The organism is Streptomyces sp. IBSBF 2435 (genome assembly GCF_036815005.1).
In the GTDB taxonomy this organism is placed as follows: Bacteria; Actinomycetota; Actinomycetes; order Streptomycetales; family Streptomycetaceae; genus Actinacidiphila.
This window is the reverse complement of record NZ_JAJSYW010000017.1, coordinates 17,239-32,741: the sequence shown is the minus strand read 5'-3', so window position 1 is coordinate 32,741 and position 15,503 is coordinate 17,239. Positions and strand designations below refer to the sequence as shown.

General features: G+C 73.2%; 12 protein-coding genes. 10 read left to right on the top strand and 2 right to left on the bottom strand.

Annotated elements, in window-relative coordinates; all coding sequences use genetic code 11:
- The first annotated feature begins 88 nt into the window (after window positions 1-88).
- The 5 genes from V7E46_RS05560 (at window position 89) to V7E46_RS05540 (ending at window position 8,602) form a co-directional block, all read left to right on the top strand.
- Window positions 89-1,861, top strand: coding sequence for an FAD-dependent monooxygenase (locus V7E46_RS05560; RefSeq protein WP_333767359.1), 1,773 nt, complete (start codon window positions 89-91; stop codon window positions 1,859-1,861).
- 82 nt (window positions 1,862-1,943) lie between these two features.
- Entirely contained in the window at window positions 1,944-3,461 is a 1,518-nt protein-coding gene (locus V7E46_RS05555) for an FAD-binding oxidoreductase (RefSeq protein WP_333767358.1), read from the top strand.
- Window positions 3,462-3,567: 106 nt separating this feature from the next.
- Window positions 3,568-5,205 (top strand): prenyltransferase/squalene oxidase repeat-containing protein, encoded by a 1,638-nt coding sequence (locus tag V7E46_RS05550; RefSeq protein WP_333767357.1) that lies wholly within the window; start codon window positions 3,568-3,570, stop codon window positions 5,203-5,205.
- A gap of 101 nt (window positions 5,206-5,306) precedes the next feature.
- Window positions 5,307-7,424: an MMPL family transporter gene (locus V7E46_RS05545; RefSeq protein WP_333767356.1), complete on the top strand. Its 2,118-nt coding sequence runs from the start codon at window positions 5,307-5,309 to the stop codon at window positions 7,422-7,424.
- Between the two features lie 47 nt (window positions 7,425-7,471).
- Window positions 7,472-8,602 (top strand): AfsR/SARP family transcriptional regulator, encoded by a 1,131-nt coding sequence (locus V7E46_RS05540; protein WP_333767355.1) that lies wholly within the window; start codon window positions 7,472-7,474, stop codon window positions 8,600-8,602.
- 43 nt (window positions 8,603-8,645) lie between these two features.
- Here V7E46_RS05540 and V7E46_RS05535 read toward each other — a convergent pair whose 3' ends face one another.
- Window positions 8,646-9,356 (bottom strand): NUDIX domain-containing protein, encoded by a 711-nt coding sequence (locus V7E46_RS05535; protein WP_333767354.1) that lies wholly within the window; start codon window positions 9,354-9,356, stop codon window positions 8,646-8,648.
- Between the two features lie 49 nt (window positions 9,357-9,405).
- Here V7E46_RS05535 and V7E46_RS05530 point away from each other — a divergent pair, with 49 nt between their 5' ends.
- Window positions 9,406-10,164: a DeoR/GlpR family DNA-binding transcription regulator gene (locus V7E46_RS05530; RefSeq protein WP_333767353.1), complete on the top strand. Its 759-nt coding sequence runs from the start codon at window positions 9,406-9,408 to the stop codon at window positions 10,162-10,164.
- 85 nt (window positions 10,165-10,249) lie between these two features.
- Here the strand turns inward: V7E46_RS05530 and V7E46_RS05525 are convergent, their stop codons facing one another.
- Window positions 10,250-11,191, bottom strand: coding sequence for a LysR family transcriptional regulator (locus V7E46_RS05525; RefSeq protein ID WP_333767352.1), 942 nt, complete (start codon window positions 11,189-11,191; stop codon window positions 10,250-10,252).
- Between the two features lie 662 nt (window positions 11,192-11,853).
- On the opposite strand from V7E46_RS05525, the gene V7E46_RS05520 reads away from it, so the two are divergent.
- The 4 genes from V7E46_RS05520 to V7E46_RS05505 are packed head-to-tail and all read left to right on the top strand — an operon-like array spanning window position 11,854 to window position 15,448.
- Window positions 11,854-12,387, top strand: a complete 534-nt coding sequence (locus tag V7E46_RS05520; RefSeq protein WP_333767351.1) for a nucleoside 2-deoxyribosyltransferase — start codon at window positions 11,854-11,856, stop codon at window positions 12,385-12,387.
- Window positions 12,388-12,438: 51 nt separating this feature from the next.
- On the top strand, window positions 12,439-13,323 hold the full coding sequence (locus tag V7E46_RS05515) for a dihydroorotate dehydrogenase (RefSeq protein ID WP_333767350.1): 885 nt from the start codon (window positions 12,439-12,441) through the stop codon (window positions 13,321-13,323).
- Window positions 13,323-14,138, top strand: a complete 816-nt coding sequence (locus tag V7E46_RS05510) for a creatininase family protein (RefSeq protein ID WP_333767349.1) — start codon at window positions 13,323-13,325, stop codon at window positions 14,136-14,138. The genes V7E46_RS05515 and V7E46_RS05510 overlap by 1 nt, the downstream gene beginning before the upstream one ends.
- A complete protein-coding gene (locus tag V7E46_RS05505; protein WP_333767348.1) occupies window positions 14,135-15,448 on the top strand; it encodes an NtaA/DmoA family FMN-dependent monooxygenase in 1,314 nt (437 codons plus the stop codon). The genes V7E46_RS05510 and V7E46_RS05505 overlap by 4 nt, the downstream gene beginning before the upstream one ends.
- Window positions 15,449-15,503 lie beyond the last annotated feature (55 nt).

Sequence of the window (15,503 nt, the reverse complement as noted above, 5' to 3'; positions counted from 1 at the left end):
TCGTCGCTCGTCTTCCTCACCTCTCCACGGCACGGCGGAAGTTGGATGCTGCCTGCCCCTCGGGCCCCACTTCCGGAAGGACGAAACCTTGGGCACCGTAGAAGTCCCGGTACTGATCGTGGGCGGCGGCGGCACCGGCCTGTCCGCCTCCGTCTTCCTGTCCGACCACGGCGTCGGCCATCTGCTGGTGGAGCGCCGCGCGGACACCTCGCGCCTGCCGAAGGCGCACTACCTCAACCAGCGCACCATGGAGGTCTTCCGCCAGCACGGACTGGCGGACGACGTGTCAGGACCGGGAGCCGGGCCCGAGCAGTTCGGCACGGTCCGCTGGCAGACCACACTCACCGGCCAGGGACCGCTGGACGGGCGGGTCATCCACGAGATGGACGGCTTCGGCGGCGGCGCGCTGCGCGAGGCGTACGAGGCGGCCGGTCCCGTGCTTCCGGTCAAGCTGCCGCAGCTGCGCCTCGAACCGGTGCTGCACCGGCACGCCGAGCAGCGCAACCCCGGCGGGATCCTGTTCGGCCACGAGCTGGTGTCGCTGGCCGAGGACGAGGACGCCGGGAGCGTCACCGCCGAGATCCGCGCCACCGGGACCGGCGAGACCACGACGGTCAGGGCGCGCTACGTGATCGCGGCGGACGGCGGCCGTACGGTCGGCTCCGCTCTCGGTGTGCGCATGGAGGGCCTGCCCGCCCTGTTCGACGCCACCACGGCGTACTTCTCCGCCGATCTGTCGCCGTGGTGGAACGAGGGCTCGATCATCACCTGGTTCCTCAACCCCTACCGCCCGGACCTGTCGAGCGCCCTCATCGAGATGGGCCCGACCTGGGGCAGGCACTGCGAGGAGTGGGGCCTGCACCTGCCCCTCACCGGCATCGACCGCACCGACGAGCAGGCGGTCACCGCCCGTATCCGCGAGGTGCTCGGCCTGCCCGAGCTGGAGCTGACCCTGCACGAGGTGACCAGCTGGACCGTGGAGGCGGTGCTCGCCGAGCGCTACCGGTACGGCAGGGTGTTCCTGGCCGGCGACGCCGCCCACCGCCAGCCTCCCGCCGTCGGCCTCGGCCTGAACACCGGCATCCAGGACGCGCACAACCTCGCCTGGAAGCTCGCCGCGGTCCTGTCCGGCAGTGCAGGCGACAGCCTGCTCGACGCGTACGAGGCCGAGCGCCTGCCCGTCGGCCGGCACAACCTGGGCTGGGCGATGTCCGCCGCGGCGCACCACCAGGTGGTCATCGACGCCGCCCTCGGCCTCGGCCCGCACGTGCCGCCGGAGCGCCGTACCCAGATGTTCTTCGGCTACTTCGCGGCGACCCCGGCCGGCGCCGCGCAGCGCGCCCGCGCGGCGGAGATCTTCGCCACCCACCGCGGCGAGTGCCAGGCGCTCGGCGTGGAGGCCGGATTCGGCTACGAGCAGGGCGCGGTCGTCCCGGACGGCAGCCGCCCGCCCGCCCGGTCGCCGCTGGGCGACGTGTACCGGCCCACCACCCGCCCGGGTCATCTGCTGCCGCACGCGTGGATCGAGCGGGACGGCCGGCGGGTGTCCACCCACGACCTGGTCGGGTCCGGCACCGGCTTCGTCCTGATCGCCGGGGCGGACGGCGCGGCATGGGCCGAGGCCGCCGCGCTGGCGGCCGGGAAGCTCTCCGTCCCGGTGACCGCGGTCCTGATCGGCGAGGGGGCCGAGTACGCCGACGCCGACGGCGCCTGGCAGCGGCTGCGCGAGACCGGCGGGGCGGGCGCCGTCCTGGTCCGGCCCGACCAGCACGTGGCCTGGCGCGCCACCGGTACCGAGGCGGACCCGGCGGGCGCCCTGACCGAGGCGCTCTCCCTCGTCCTGGGCCACCAGGTCCCGTGACCCCGCGCACCGCCCCGCCCATCAAGCCGCCCCATCAGGCGTCCTCCCTGAGGAACGCCCTGAAGAACACGGTAGGAACAGCATGATCAACAGAAGGTCATTCCTCGCCGGCACCGGTGGTGCGGCGCTGGCCGCGACGGCGCTGGCCGGCGCCACCCAGGCCAAGGCCAATGCCTCGGGCACCAAGTGGAGCCGGCTCGCCGACCGGCTCCAGGGACACCTGGTGCTCCCGTCCGACGCGGACTACCAGAAGGCCAAGCAGCTCTACCAGGTCCAGTTCGACGCCACCAGCCCCAAGGCGGTCGCCTACTGCGCCTCGGCCGCCGACGCCGCCGCGTGCGTCCGCTTCGCCGAGGCCCAGGGCATCCCCGTCGCCGCGCGCAGCGGCGGCCACAGCGCGGGCGGCTACTCCACTACCCGCGGCCTGGTCATCGACGTCTCCCGGCTCAACTCCGTGGTGCCCGGCAATGGTTCGGTGAAGATCGGGCCCGGCGCCCAGCTCATCGACATCATGGACACCCTCGCGCCGGCCGGCCTCGGCATCTCCGGCGGCTACTGCCCCACCGTCGCGGCCGGCGGGTTCTTCCAGGGCGGCGGCATGGGCCTGTTCACCCGCAGCATCGGCATCGCCTCCGACAAGGTGACCTCGGCGCAGGTGGTCCTGGCCGACGGGCGGACCGTCACCGCCTCGCCGAACAGCCACAGGGACCTGTTCTGGGCCCTGCGCGGCGGCGGTGGCGGCAACTTCGGCATCGTGACCTCCTACGACGTCACCCCCTCGCCGCTGACCAACGTGGCCGCCGTCAACCTGGTGTGGACCTTCGACCACGCCCTGGACATGCTGGACGGCTGGGCCCGCTGGCTGCCCGACGCGCCCTGGACGATCGGCAGCGGCGTCAACGTCACGCTCACCGACGCGGGCCCCGGCACCGTGCCGACCGCCTCGGTCTTCCTCGCCTCGGTGGACACAGGCCCCGGGTTCGACACCGAGATCGCCCGCCTGACCTCGCTGGTCGGCCGGCCCCCGGTGTTCCAGCAGAAGTTCACCGCCCCCTACCGGTCGGTCCTGATGCAGCTCTACCAGTGCACCGAACTGTCGGTGCAGCAGTGCCACCGCGTCGACACCTCACCCGGCGGGCGGATCCAGCGCCCGGCGTTCGGCGCCTGGCGCAGCCGCCTGTTCGAGCGGTCGATGCCGCGCGACGGCTGGGCCAAGGCACTGGAGGCCTTCGACGCGCACCGCTTCGCCGGGCAGATGCGCCAGTTGCAGATCTCCGCCCTCGGCGGCCAGGCCAACACCCCGGCCCGCGACGCCACCGCCTACGTCCACCGCGACAGCCTCTTCTCGGTCAGCTACCTCACCTCGGACGCCGTCGCGCCGATCTCCCAGGAGGCCGAGGCCGCCGCCTGGAGCTACGTCGACGGCGGCTTCGCGGTGATCGACCCGTACTCCAACGGCGAGACCTACCAGAACTTCATCGACCCGCGCCTGACCGGGTGGCGGCGCTCCTACTACGCCGAGAACTACGCGCGGCTGGCCCGGGTCAAGGAGAAGTACGACCCGTACCGGTTCTTCCGGTTCGCGCAGAGCGTCCGCTGACCGGCGCCCGGCCCCGCGCGGGGATCCCCCTCCCGCGGGGCCGGGCCGGTCGTCGTGCCATGAGGCCATTCCGGCCGGTTCGGTCCGGCCCAGACAGGAGCACTCCATGAAGATCGCCACCCCTGCGCGGCCGGCCGCGCTGCAACTGCCCGAGGAGATCCACCCCGACGTGGTGCACCGGGCCACGTCCCGGCTGGTCGCGTACGTCAGCGGCAGAGCCGATCCCGACGGTGCCCTGCGCGGGCACTGCGAGAGCAGGGTGCTGGAGTCCGCGCTCGCGCTCTCGCTGATGACGCGGACCGGCGCCCACTCCCCGGCCCGGGACCGCCTCCTGGCCTACCTGCGTCCCCACCGGCAGTCCGCGGACCGGCTTGACGCGGTGCTCGCCTCGCTGGCCGTCGGGGGGGCAGCGGGCCGGGAGACCGGCGGCGACAGCGCGCTCGTCGGCACCCTGGCGTCCGGCGTCCTGGCCGCCGCGCCGGGCTTCATCTCCGTCCGCCGCCGCCTGATGGTCTACGCGGTGCTCTGCGTGCTCGGCTGCCCGCTGCCGGCCGACGCCGAACTCCCGGGGGGCGGGCAGGCCCCCACCGACCCGCTGCACTCCTGGGCCGCCGTGCAGCAGGCGTCCATCACGCTGATCCTGGCCGGCGCCATGGGCGTCAGGAACCGCTCCACCGAGGCCGCGCTCGGCACCCTGCTGGCCACCGACCCCGCCACCACGGTCTGGGAGGGCTACGCGCTGATGCACCTGCTGGCGCTGCACGCGCTCGCCGGGGTGCCCGGCCAGGAGGAGACCGTGCGGCGCGGCCTGGAGACACTGCTGCGCCATCAGCGCCCCGACGGCGGCTTCCCGTTCGTGCTGGCGATGGACAACTGGTGCACGGCCACCGGCGGTCTCGCCCTGCACGCGGCGGGCGCGGACCCGGCGCTGCTGCGCCGCATGACGGCGATGCTCGGCGCCCACCAGGGCGGCGCCCGGCTGCGCTCGCTCTCCCGCGGCGCGCCGCTGACCGGCGGCTGGTCGATGTCGCCGCTCGTCGCGCAGAACGACGTCGACGACACCTCCTGCGCCCTGGAACTCCTCCAGGCCGTCGACCCGGTCACGCACGCCGGGGCCGTGCGGCGCGGGGTGGACGCGCTGCTCGCCGTGCAGGGCGCGGACGGCGGCTTCCCGACCTACGTCGCGGGCGCCTCCTCCGAGCCGTGCATGACGGCCGCCGCGGTCTGCGCGCTCGCCCCGCACCCCGCCACCGCGCCGGTCCGGGACAAGGCGCTGGCCTTCCTCGCCGACAGCCAGCACGCCGACGGCAGCTTCGAGCCGGGCTGGAGCCGCAGCCGCCTGCACAGCCTCTTCCGGGTCCGGCTCGCCGCCTGCACGGCGGGCCAGGACGACACGCGCGCCGCCGCCATGGCCGCGCGGATCGAGCAGACGGTGCGCGAGACGCAGAACACCGACGGCGGCTGGGGCATGCAGCCCGGCGACCCCAGCGACGACGTCAGCACCGCCTACGGCCTGATCGCGCTCTGCTACGCCGACGACCCGCGGCCCCTCGGCCGCGCACTGACGTGGCTGCTCGCCCGGCAGAAGGCCGACGGCAGCTACGGCGGCCCGCCCGACATGGTCGGCCCCCGCCCCTTCGCCTACCACTTCCCGCTGCTCACCGACATCCCGGTGCTGCTCGCCCTCGGGCACGTCCGCGCCCGGCTCGCCGACCCGCAGGCCGTGCTCCCCGCAGCGCGGTGACCGGCGTCCGACCTGTGTCCGGACCTCCTGACACCTCGTCGGGCGCCCTGGAATCCCGCTGCGCACCACCTCTCACCCCCACACCACACGGAGGAACCGGCATGATGCGAAAACTGGCCGCCTTGCCCAGTGGAAGCGTGGGCAAGTGGGTCGTCCTCGCGATCTGGGCCGTCCTGCTGGTTCCCGCACTGATGCTGGCCGGGAAGCTCTCCGGCGCGGAGCAGAACGACAACTCGGCCTGGCTGCCCGGCAACGCGGAGTCCACCGCGGTCGTCGAGCGGGCCGAGAAGCTGATGCCCGCCGACACCGTGCCCGCGATCGTGGTCTACGACCGGGCCGGCGGGGTCACCGCCGCCGACCTGTCCAAGGCGCGGGCGGACGCCAAGGCGTTCCAGGGCATCGACAACGTCGTGGGCGCCCCGCAGGGCCCGGTCGAGTCCCAGGACGGCAAGGCCATCCAGACCGTCGTCCAGGTTCACAAGGACAACTCCGGCTGGGAAGGGCTCGGCACGGTGGTCGACCGGATGACCGAGGTCGGCCGGCAGGGACCTGACGGCCTCGGCTTCCACGTCGCGGGACCGGCAGGCTACGGCGCCGACTCGATCAAGGCGTTCGGCGGCGGCGGCACCCTGACCACGATCACCGCGCTGGTCGTCATCGTGATCCTGCTGTCCACCTACCGCAGCCCGCTGCTGCCCCTGCTGCCGCTGCTCACCGTCGGCGTGGCCCTGGTCGTGGCGGAGGCGCTGATCTACCTGCTGGCCGAGCACGCCGGGCTGGTCGTCAACAAGCAGAGCAGCTTCATCCTGACCGTGCTCGTCTTCGGCGCCGCCACCGACTACGCCCTGCTGCTGATCTCCCGCTACCGGGAGGAACTGCTGCGCCACGAGGACCGGCACGAGGCGATGGCGGAGGCCCTCCACCGCTCGGGCCCGGCGATCGTGGCCAGCGCGGCGACCGTCGCCGTCAGCCTGATGCTGCTGATGCTCGCCGACCTGAACTCCACCAAGGGCATGGGCCCGGCCTGCGCCATCGGCATCCTGGTCGGCCTGCTCACCATGGTCACCCTGATGCCCGCCCTGCTGGTCGTCTGCGGGCGGTGGGTCTTCTGGCCGGTGAAACCGGTGTACGGCAACGCAGGGGCGACGCGCAAGGAGAGCGTCTGGAGCCGGGTCGGGAAGGCCGTCTCCGGCCGCCCGCGCCTGGTGTGGGCGGGCACCGTGCTCGTGCTCGGGGCCCTGGCGCTGGGCACCCTCGGGCTCGACGCCTCCGGCCTGGCCAACAAGGACCAGTTCACGAACACACCGCAGATGGCGGTCGGCGAGGACATTCGCGCCGAGCACTTCCCCGCCGGATCCGGCGACCCCGTCTACGTGGTGGCCAGGGCCGGCGCGGCCGACCGGGTCAAGGCGGCGCTGGCCGGGGTGCCCGGGATCGCCGGCGTCGCGGACCCGCTGGTCAAGGGCGACGGGGCGGTCCTGCTCGCCCAGTTGAAGGACGAGCCCAGCAGCGAGGCGGCGATGCGTACCGTCGACCGGGCCCGCGGCGCGGTCCACCGGATCGACGGCGCGGACGCGCAGGTCGGCGGCAGCACCGCAGTCATGGTGGACACCGAGGACGCGGCGGCCCGCGACAACATGGTGGTCATCCCGCTCGTGCTGGTGGTGGTGCTGCTCATCCTGGCGGCGCTGCTGCGGGCGGTGGTCGCGCCGCTGCTGCTGATGGCGACGGTGCTGCTGTCGTTCGGCGCGGCCCTCGGGGTGAGCAGCCTGATGTTCGAGCACGTCTTCGGCTTCGCCGGGGCCGACGCGTCCTTCCCGCTGCTCGCCTTCGTCTTCCTGGTCGCCCTGGGCATCGACTACAACATCTTCCTGGTCACCCGGATCCGCGAGGACGCGCTGCGGCAGGGCACCCGGCGCGCCGCGCTGACCGGCCTGTCCTCCACCGGCGGGGTGATCACCTCGGCGGGCGTGGTGCTCGCCGGCACCTTCGGGGCGATGGCGTCACTGCCGCTGGTCTTCGCGGCGGAACTGGGCTTCGCGGTGGCCTTCGGGGTGCTGCTGGACACCCTCGTGGTCCGCTCGGTGCTGGTCACCGCGCTCACCCTGGACGTGGGCCGCTGGATGTGGTGGCCCGGCAAGCTCTTCCTGCACCCGGACGACGCCCTGCCGGCGGCGGGCGACCACGACGACCGGGTGTCCACGCTCAGCGGCCGGTGAGCGACCGCACACAACTTACGGGGGCAGTATCCATGCGTGCGACAACGATGGACAGAGAAGACCGCCGCGGCACCCTGACCGCCGCCCCGGTGGCCGTCGGGGGACGCGTACCACAGGCCGTCGCGGAACCGCCGGGGACGCGGGAGAGCGGGGGGAGCGCCGGCAGCGCGCAACGCATAGCGGAACTCGAACGCGAGGTCAGGGAGTTGCGGCGGGCCAACGAGACGCTCAAGCAGTACGCCAGCAAGGCGCTGGAGCTCGACGTCAGCCCCTCGGAGCGGGACGGCCGCTTCGAGGGCGCCGCCGGATACGGCCAGGACCCGGCCGATCCGGCGCGCCGCCCCGCGCCGGGCGCCGGGGACGGACCCGCCCGCGCCCCGCACCCCACCGCCGCCGAGGTCGAGATCCGGGTCCTCGGCCCGATCGAGGTGGCCGTCGGCGGCCGGTGGGTGGACCTGGGCACGCCCAAGCAGCGTGCGGCGCTCGCCCTGCTGGTGAGCCAGGTGGGCCAGCCGGTCTCGATCGACGTCCTGGCGGAAGCGCTGTGGGACGGCCGGCCGCCGCAGTCGGCGACCACCTCGCTGCACGCCTACATCGCCAATCTGCGGCGCGCGCTGGAACCGCACCGGGCGCCGCGCGCCCCGTCGACGGTGCTGTGCACGCGCGGCCGGAGCTATCTGCTGGACAGCCGGGCCGTCGAGGTCGACGCGCACCGCTTCGGGGAGTGCGCCACCGCCGGGTGGCGGGCGCTGGACCGGGGCGATCCGCAGCGGGCGCTGTACGCGTTCGAGGCCGGCCTCGCGCTGTGGCGCGGTGAGGCGTACGCGGAGGTGGCGGCCCGGCACGTCACACCGGCGGCCGTACGCCTGGAGGAGCTGCGCCTGTCGATGATCGAGGGCCGCTGTGCGACGCTGATCGCGGTGGGCAACCACGAACTGGCGGTGCCCGAACTGGTGGCCTTCACCCAGGCCCACCCGCTGCGCGAGTACGGCTGCGAACTGCTGAGCCTCGCGCTGTACCGGGCGGGCCGGCAGGCCAACGCGCTGTCGGTGCTGCGGGACCACCAGAAGACCATGGTGGAGGACCTGGGCATCTCGCCCAGCCCCGCGCTCCAGCACCTGGAACTGGAGATCCTGCGCCAGGCACCGGAGTTGAGGGGCCCTGGCAGGGTGCAGTAGCCGGACGACCGCCCGTCCCCGGAGCGGGTCCGGCCGGGGTCGGTCAGCGGGTGGCCGCCGCGGCGGCGAAGGGTCCGTCCAGGGCGGCCCATTGCAGGAGCAGCACGGTCTTGCCGTCGGCGATGCGCCCGTCGCGGACCATGGCGAGGGCGTCGGCGAAGGGCACGTCGACGACGTCGATGTCCTCGCCGTCCTCCTCCAGCCCGCCGCCCTCTCCGGTCCGGTCGGCCGGGGTGTAGGGCGCGGCGTAGAAGTGCAGGCGTTCGGTGACGGAGCCGGGGCTCATGTAGGCGTCGAGGACGTGGGTGAGCGGGCCGAGCGTCACCCCGAGTTCCTCGGCGGCCTCGCGCCGGACGGCGGCGAGCGGGGCGTCACCGTCGAGCAGCCCGGCCGCGGCCTCGATCAGCATGCCGTCGGGGTGGCCGTTGACGTAGGCCGGGTAGCGGAACTGACGGGTGAGCAGCACGCGGCCGCGCTCGGCGTCGTACGGCAGGACGACCGCGCCGTTGCCGCGGTCGTACGTCTCGCGCTGCTGGGTGACCCAGCGCCCGTCCCGCCGCCGGTAGTCGAAGGTGGTGCGGCGCAGCACGTGCCAGCCCTGCGACGTCAGCTCCACGTCGCGGACCACCACATCGGGGTTCCGGTCCAGATCGCGCCCGGCGCGGTCGAGTCCGGTACGCCCGCGGTGGTCGGGGGTGTCGACGCCGGGGCGGTACGGGCCGGCGGCGGGGACGGGTATCGGCTTGTCGGTCATGGCGCGCTACGATACACGCAGAAACGTGCAAGAACGGGAGAGAGTGTGCATGCTGGCTGCTGAACGGCGCGACCACCTGCTGGGCCTGCTCGCTCGCGAGGGCAAGATCGTCGCCAAGGACGTCGCCGCCGGCCTGGGCATCTCCGAGGACAGCGTGCGCCGCGATCTGCGCGACCTCGCCGCCGGGGGACTCTGCCAGCGCGTCTACGGCGGGGCGCTGCCCGTCTCCCCGGCCGCCGCGGACTACGCCTCCCGGCAGGCCGTCGCCCCCGGTGGAAAGCGGAAGGTCGCCGCGGCGGCCGTCGCCCTCGTGCGGCCCGGCGGCGCGCTGATCCTCGACGGCGGCACCACCGCGCTGGCCGTGGTCCGCGCGCTCCCGCAGGACCTGGCCTGCACCGTCATCACCCACAGCCCGACGATCGCGGCCGCGCTGCTCGGCCATCCGCTGGCCGAGGTCTTCCTGCTCGGCGGCCGGGTCTTCAAGCACTCGGCGGTCGCCTGCGGCGCGGCCGCGGTCGAGGCCGCCCAGAACGTCTCCGCCGACCTGTGCCTGCTCGGCGTCAGCGGCGTCCACCCGGAGGCCGGACTGACCACCGGCGACGCCGAGGAGGCCGCGATGAAGCGGGCCCTGGCCGCCCGGTCCGCGGACACCTGGATCCTCGCCTCGTCCGAGAAGATCGGCACCGCCTCCCGCTTCCGGGTCCTGCCCTGGGCGGAGGTCAGCGGCCTGATCACCGACGCCGGCCCCGGCCATCCGGTGGTCGAGCGGCTCATGGCGCACGGCGTGCAGATCCTGGCGGCCGGCTGATGGCGGCGGGCCGCAGGCCGGACCGCACCGGGGCCGGGGCGCCAGCTGCGTCCGGGCGCCGTCGCGTCGCCGTGAACGTGCCGGGTCAGGCGCGGTCGGCGGCGGGCATCCACCACTCCCGGGGCGGCGGCTCCAGCCAGCCGCTCTCGTCGGCGATGCCGCGGACGGCGGTGATGGCGCCGTCCAGCGGCCTGCTCGGCCGCCCCGACCGCCAGACCGCCGAGAAGGGATAGACCGGTACCGGGTCGACCACCGGCCGCACCACCACGCCGTCGGCGGCCGGTGCGAGCAGCGGCCCCAGCGACGGGGCGCGGTAGGCGGCCACCGCCGCGTTGGCCGCGCTGCGGCCGTGCCCGCGCATGCGGTACCCGACCTCCAGGCCGAATTCGGCGACGACCTGCTCGTTCCAGTCCTGCCAGTCGGCCGCCTCCTCCGCGATGTGCAGCAGCAGCGGGTGATCGGCCAGCTCCGCCATCCGGACGGCGTCGCGCCCGGCCAGCCCGTGGTCCGCGGGCAGGACCACGCCCATCGGCTCCAGCCGCACCAACCGGTGCTGGAGCGCCTTGGGCAGGGGGCCGTCGAGGCCGTTCACCCGGCCGAAGGCGAGGTCGGTCCTGCCCTGGACGAGACTGGTCACGGCGACGGTGAAACCCTGCCCCTGCACGACCTCCAGTGTCACCTCGGGCAAGCGCGAGCGCAGTTGCCGCGCGATGAGGTCGGTGGTGGGCAGGCCCTCGGTGATCACGTCGACCCGCAGCAGCGGCGCGGTCCTGCTGAACTCCACGACCATGTTCCGGGCCTCGGCGAGCAGCCGCCGGCCGCGGTCGACGAACAACTTCCCGGCCGGTGTCAGCTCGACATGACGGCGGTCCCGGATGAACAGCACGACCCCCAGCCCGGCTTCGAGCTGGACGATCTGCGAGGACAATGTCTGCTGGGCAATCAGTAACCTTTGAGCGGCACGCCCGAAGTGCAACTCATCTGCCAGGATCACCGCATAGCGTATGAGGCGTAAATCAAGTTCCATATGCGCTAGTCCACGGAATTGCACGCGTCGAGCATGAGCCCGCAGTAAGCAAAGCCATACAGCGCCACAGTCTCCGTCACCATCCCCACCTGCTGTCACAGCGGACCACTGTCGTCCCACAGCCTACCGGTGTTGGACTCCGCAGGACGAGACCGTGTCGACTGAGGGGTATGGCCGTAGACGAAGCCGCTCGGTGGTCGTCCTCCCGGAGCGGGCACCCACCGCTGTCCCAACGGGCAACCGTGCCCGCCGTCTTCGCGTGCGCGCCCGACCGTACGCCGGCCGCGTCCGGACGAGCGGGGCGGCGCGCCCTGCCCGATCCCCCCGCGCAGCCGCGCGGCGGGCACGGGGTCCCGGGCCCGGATGCCCGAACGGGCAGCTCGCGGCACGACACGCCGGGCGGTCGGGCAGGCCCGGCCGCCCGTGGGGCCGCCCGGGGACACCTCGGTCCCGCGCGATTCCGCGTCGCGGGCGACGACCGATCGCCCGGCGCCGCTGCCGCCCGGCCGCCGCTGCCGCCCGGCAGGGGCCGTCGAGCACAGGCGGGCTGCGGCGCCGCCGGCTGAATCGGCCGACGGCCGGGGACGGGATTCCCGGTATTCCGGAGATTCCGCCCGGGCGGAGAACACCGATCCCCCTTCACAGAGGAGAGTGTCGACGAAATGGACTCTGCCGCGAACCATCGGGGCCTGCTCGCGGGGTTCGATGTCTTCATCGGAGGGCCGATACAGCACGCCATTGTCCAGGGCTTCCCCGGCCCCCTGCGGGACACGTTCCTCCGGGCGATCAACGCGGTCCGCGAGCACGGCGGAAATGTCTTCTCGGCGCATGTGGCCGAGAAGTTCGGCGCGGAGACGGCGGCTTTCACGCCCGAACAGGTGTCGGTGCGGGATTTCCAGTGGATGAAGAAATGCGACATCTTCGTGCCGATTCTCCCGGTCCTGCCCGATCGGACCCTGCACCGGACGGACGGCACCCACATCGAACTCGGCTGGGCCACGGCCCTGGGGCGGCCCATCGTGCTCATCACCCCGCAGCCCTTCGTGGACTCGGCGAGTCACCTCCTCAAGGGGCTCAGCCGCGTCGGCTCGGTACGGGCCATCGGCTTCGACGAGTTCAACGAGAAGCCCGGGCTGCTGATCGAAACCGTCCTCGCGGCCCTGGACCAGCAGGAGGACGCCGTCAGGTCCGCCTAGCCGCCCGGCCGCCCCCCACTCGCACCCCGTCCTCTTTCGAGGGAGAGCCACGTGCCCGACTTTCCCATCCTGGGCCTGCGCATCAAGAATCCGGTGGTCGTCGGATCCGGACTCCTGACCGACCAGGAGCGCAACATCCGCAGACTGCTGGCCTCGGGCGCGGGAGCCGTGGTCACCAAGACCATCCACCCCAGCCCTCCGCAGGGGCTGGACGAGCGGATCCTGCGGCTGCCCATCGGCATGCTGAACAGCACCACGTACTCCAAACGCCCCGTCGACCACTGGCTGCGGGTCCTGCGCTCCTGTGCGCAGGAGGGGCTGCCGGTCATCGCCTCCCTCCACGCCGACACGCCGGTGGAGCTGGGCGAGCTGGCGCGGGAGGTCGAGCGCACCGGCTGCCGGGCGCTGGAACTGGGCATCTCGTGCCTCAACGACGAGACCGGCTTCGGGGACGACGACCCCGAGCGGGTGTTCGCGTACACCGCAGAGACCCGCAGCAGGGTCGCGCTGCCCTTCTCGGTCAAGGTGGCCGTCGGCGACGCCCTGGAGGAGCGGGTGCGGGCCGCGGTCGCCGGCGGCGCGGACGCCATCACCATGAGCGACACCATCCCCGGCGCGGCGGTGTCCCCGCTGACCGGCGAGCTGGAACTCGGCGGCACCTACGGCTACTCGGGTCCCGGCATCAAGCCGCTGGTGCTCGCGGCCATCTGGCGCTTGCGCAAGCGCGGGTTCGACCTGCCCGTCATGGGCTGCGGCGGCGTCGGCTCCGGCCGTGACGTGGCGGACTACCTGAACGCCGGCGCGGACGTGGCGCAGGTGTACACGGCGCTGCACACCGACATGTACGGCACCTTGGAGCGGATCGTCGCCGAGACCGGCGACGTCCTGTCGGGGGCGGCCCCCGCCATCACCCCGACGATGGAGGTGGCGACCTGATGGCCGGGCCGCTCGCCGACCTCACCAGTGCCCGGATCACCGACCGGGTGACCGGCCGGACCGTCGTCTGGCCCATCGGGGCCACCGAGCAGCACGGCCCGCACCTGCCGCTGTCCGTCGACGCCGTGCTCGCCGAGGAGTTCGCCCGCGAGATTGCCGGCGAACTGGGCGGGTTCACCCTGCCGGTGCAGTCGATCGCCGCGCGGTCGCTGCCGCAGAGCGGCGGTGGACTGTCCTTCCCCGGCACCGTGTACGTCGGCGGGGACACCCTGGTCCGGTTCCTGCGCGAGGCGCTGCGGTCGCTGCTGGGCCTGCCGATGGCCCGGCTGGTCGTGGTGAACGGGCACTTCGAGAACGAGCCGTACATCTTCGAGGCGCTCGACCAGGTGCGCCAGGAGGGCCTGCTCGACGGCAAGGAGGTCTTCGCCTTCAGCTGGTGGAGCCTGGTGCAGGAGTCCTGGATCGCCGCCGAGACCGACGCCTTCCCCGGCTGGCACGCGGAGCACGCGGGGGTGACCGAGACGAGCCTGATGCTCCATCTGCGGCCGGACCTGGTCACCGACCTGCGGCCGGACCACGACACCCCGCCGCGCGCCGGGGTGTACCTCCACCCCGTCGACGTGGACCTGATCAGCACCGACGGCGTCCTGTCGCCGACCTCGGGATCGAGCGCCGAGCTGGGCGAGAAGCTCTTCCGCCATGTGACCGACGAGGCGGTGGCCATGGTGCGCGAAGGCGCCGGGCTCCTGCGGGCGCGCGGCGGACGGGACGGGACCCGCCGGGCGGCCGCCACTACAGAAGGGACGCAGCCGTGACGCGTAAATTCCATCTGGCCTTCATCTTCGACTTCGCCGCGGACGAGTGGCGCGGCCCGTTCGGCACCGGCGGCTCGCCCTGGGACGGCGCGTTCCACACCGGTGTGGCCCAGGCGCTGGAGCGGGCCTGTTTCGACTTCGTCATCGTCGAGGACAAGCTCATGGTGCCCGAGAGCTACGGCGGTTCGCGGGAGGCGGCGCTCACGCAGGCGATGATCGTGCCCAAGCACGACCCCGTCCCGCTCGCCGTCGCCATGGGGCTGGCCACCTCGCACCTCGGCATCGTCACCACGCTGTCCACGCTGGCCTATCCGCCGTTCATGACCGCGCGCCTGGCCTCCACCATGGACAGCATGCTCGGCGGGCGCTACGGCTGGAACATCGTCACCAGCGCCGAGGACCTGGCCGCCCAGAACTTCGGCATGGACAAGCTGCCGCCGCGCGACGTCCGCTACGCGATGGCGGACGAGTACGTCGAGGTGGTCAAGCAGCTGTTCGCCTCCTGGGACAAGGACGCGGTCGTGCTCGACCGGGACAAGGGGGTCTACGCCGACCACACCAAGGTCCGCCCGATCAACTTCAAGGGCGAGTACTTCCAGGTGCGCGGCCCGCTGAACACCGTGCCCTCGCCCCAGCACCGCCCCGCGTTCGTCCAGGCCGGCGCCTCTCCCGCGGGCCGGGACTTCGCCGCCCGCAACGCCGACTCGATCATCGCCATCGCCAACGGCCCGGAGAGCATGAAGGCCTTCCGCGACGACATCCACGACCGGGCCAGGAGGCTGGGCCGCGACCCCGCCGGAATCAGGGTGCTGTTCTGCGTGACCCCGACCCTGGGCGACACGGAGGAGGACGCCCGCCAGAAGCAGGCCAGGACCGTCTCCTCGCCCCAGTTCATCAGGGACATCCTCGCCCAGATGTCCGCCCTCACCGAGATCGACTTCGCGCAGTTCGACGTCGACAAGCCGCTGCCGTACAGGCTGGAGACCAACGGCGAGCAGGGCACCCTGGACAAATTCCAGCAGTGGGGGACCGACAAGACGCTGCGCGAGCTGGTGATGGACGGCGCCGGCGGGCTGGTGTCCTCCGTGGAGCTGGTCGGCACCCCCGACCAGGTCGCGGACCGCATGGGCGAGGTGATGGACGAGGTCGGCGGCGACGGGTTCATCCTCACGACGCCCCTGCTGCGGATGAACCGCCGCTACGTCGCCGAGGTCACCGACGGACTCGTCCCGGCCTTGCAGCGCCGCGGCCTGACCCGGTCGGCGTACACGCCCGGGGCGACGCTGCGCGAGAACCTGCTGGAGTTCTGACGCCCGGCGGTCCTCCCATCCTTCCGCGGGGCCGGGGACGTACGTGTCGTGTCCG

Bases quoted from the DNA above. Each gene is read 5' to 3' on its own strand.
- V7E46_RS05555 (WP_333767358.1), top strand. From the start codon at position 1,944: ATGATCAACAGAAGGTCATTCCTCGCCGGCACCGGTGGTGCGGCGCTG.
- V7E46_RS05550 (WP_333767357.1), top strand. From the start codon at position 3,568: ATGAAGATCGCCACCCCTGCGCGGCCGGCCGCGCTGCAACTGCCCGAG.
- V7E46_RS05545 (WP_333767356.1), top strand. From the start codon at position 5,307: ATGATGCGAAAACTGGCCGCCTTGCCCAGTGGAAGCGTGGGCAAGTGG.
- V7E46_RS05540 (WP_333767355.1), top strand. From the start codon at position 7,472: ATGGACAGAGAAGACCGCCGCGGCACCCTGACCGCCGCCCCGGTGGCC.
- V7E46_RS05535 (WP_333767354.1), bottom strand. From the start codon at position 9,356: ATGACCGACAAGCCGATACCCGTCCCCGCCGCCGGCCCGTACCGCCCC.
- V7E46_RS05530 (WP_333767353.1), top strand. From the start codon at position 9,406: ATGCTGGCTGCTGAACGGCGCGACCACCTGCTGGGCCTGCTCGCTCGC.
- V7E46_RS05525 (WP_333767352.1), bottom strand. From the start codon at position 11,191: ATGGAACTTGATTTACGCCTCATACGCTATGCGGTGATCCTGGCAGAT.
- V7E46_RS05520 (WP_333767351.1), top strand. From the start codon at position 11,854: ATGGACTCTGCCGCGAACCATCGGGGCCTGCTCGCGGGGTTCGATGTC.
- V7E46_RS05510 (WP_333767349.1), top strand. From the start codon at position 13,323: ATGGCCGGGCCGCTCGCCGACCTCACCAGTGCCCGGATCACCGACCGG.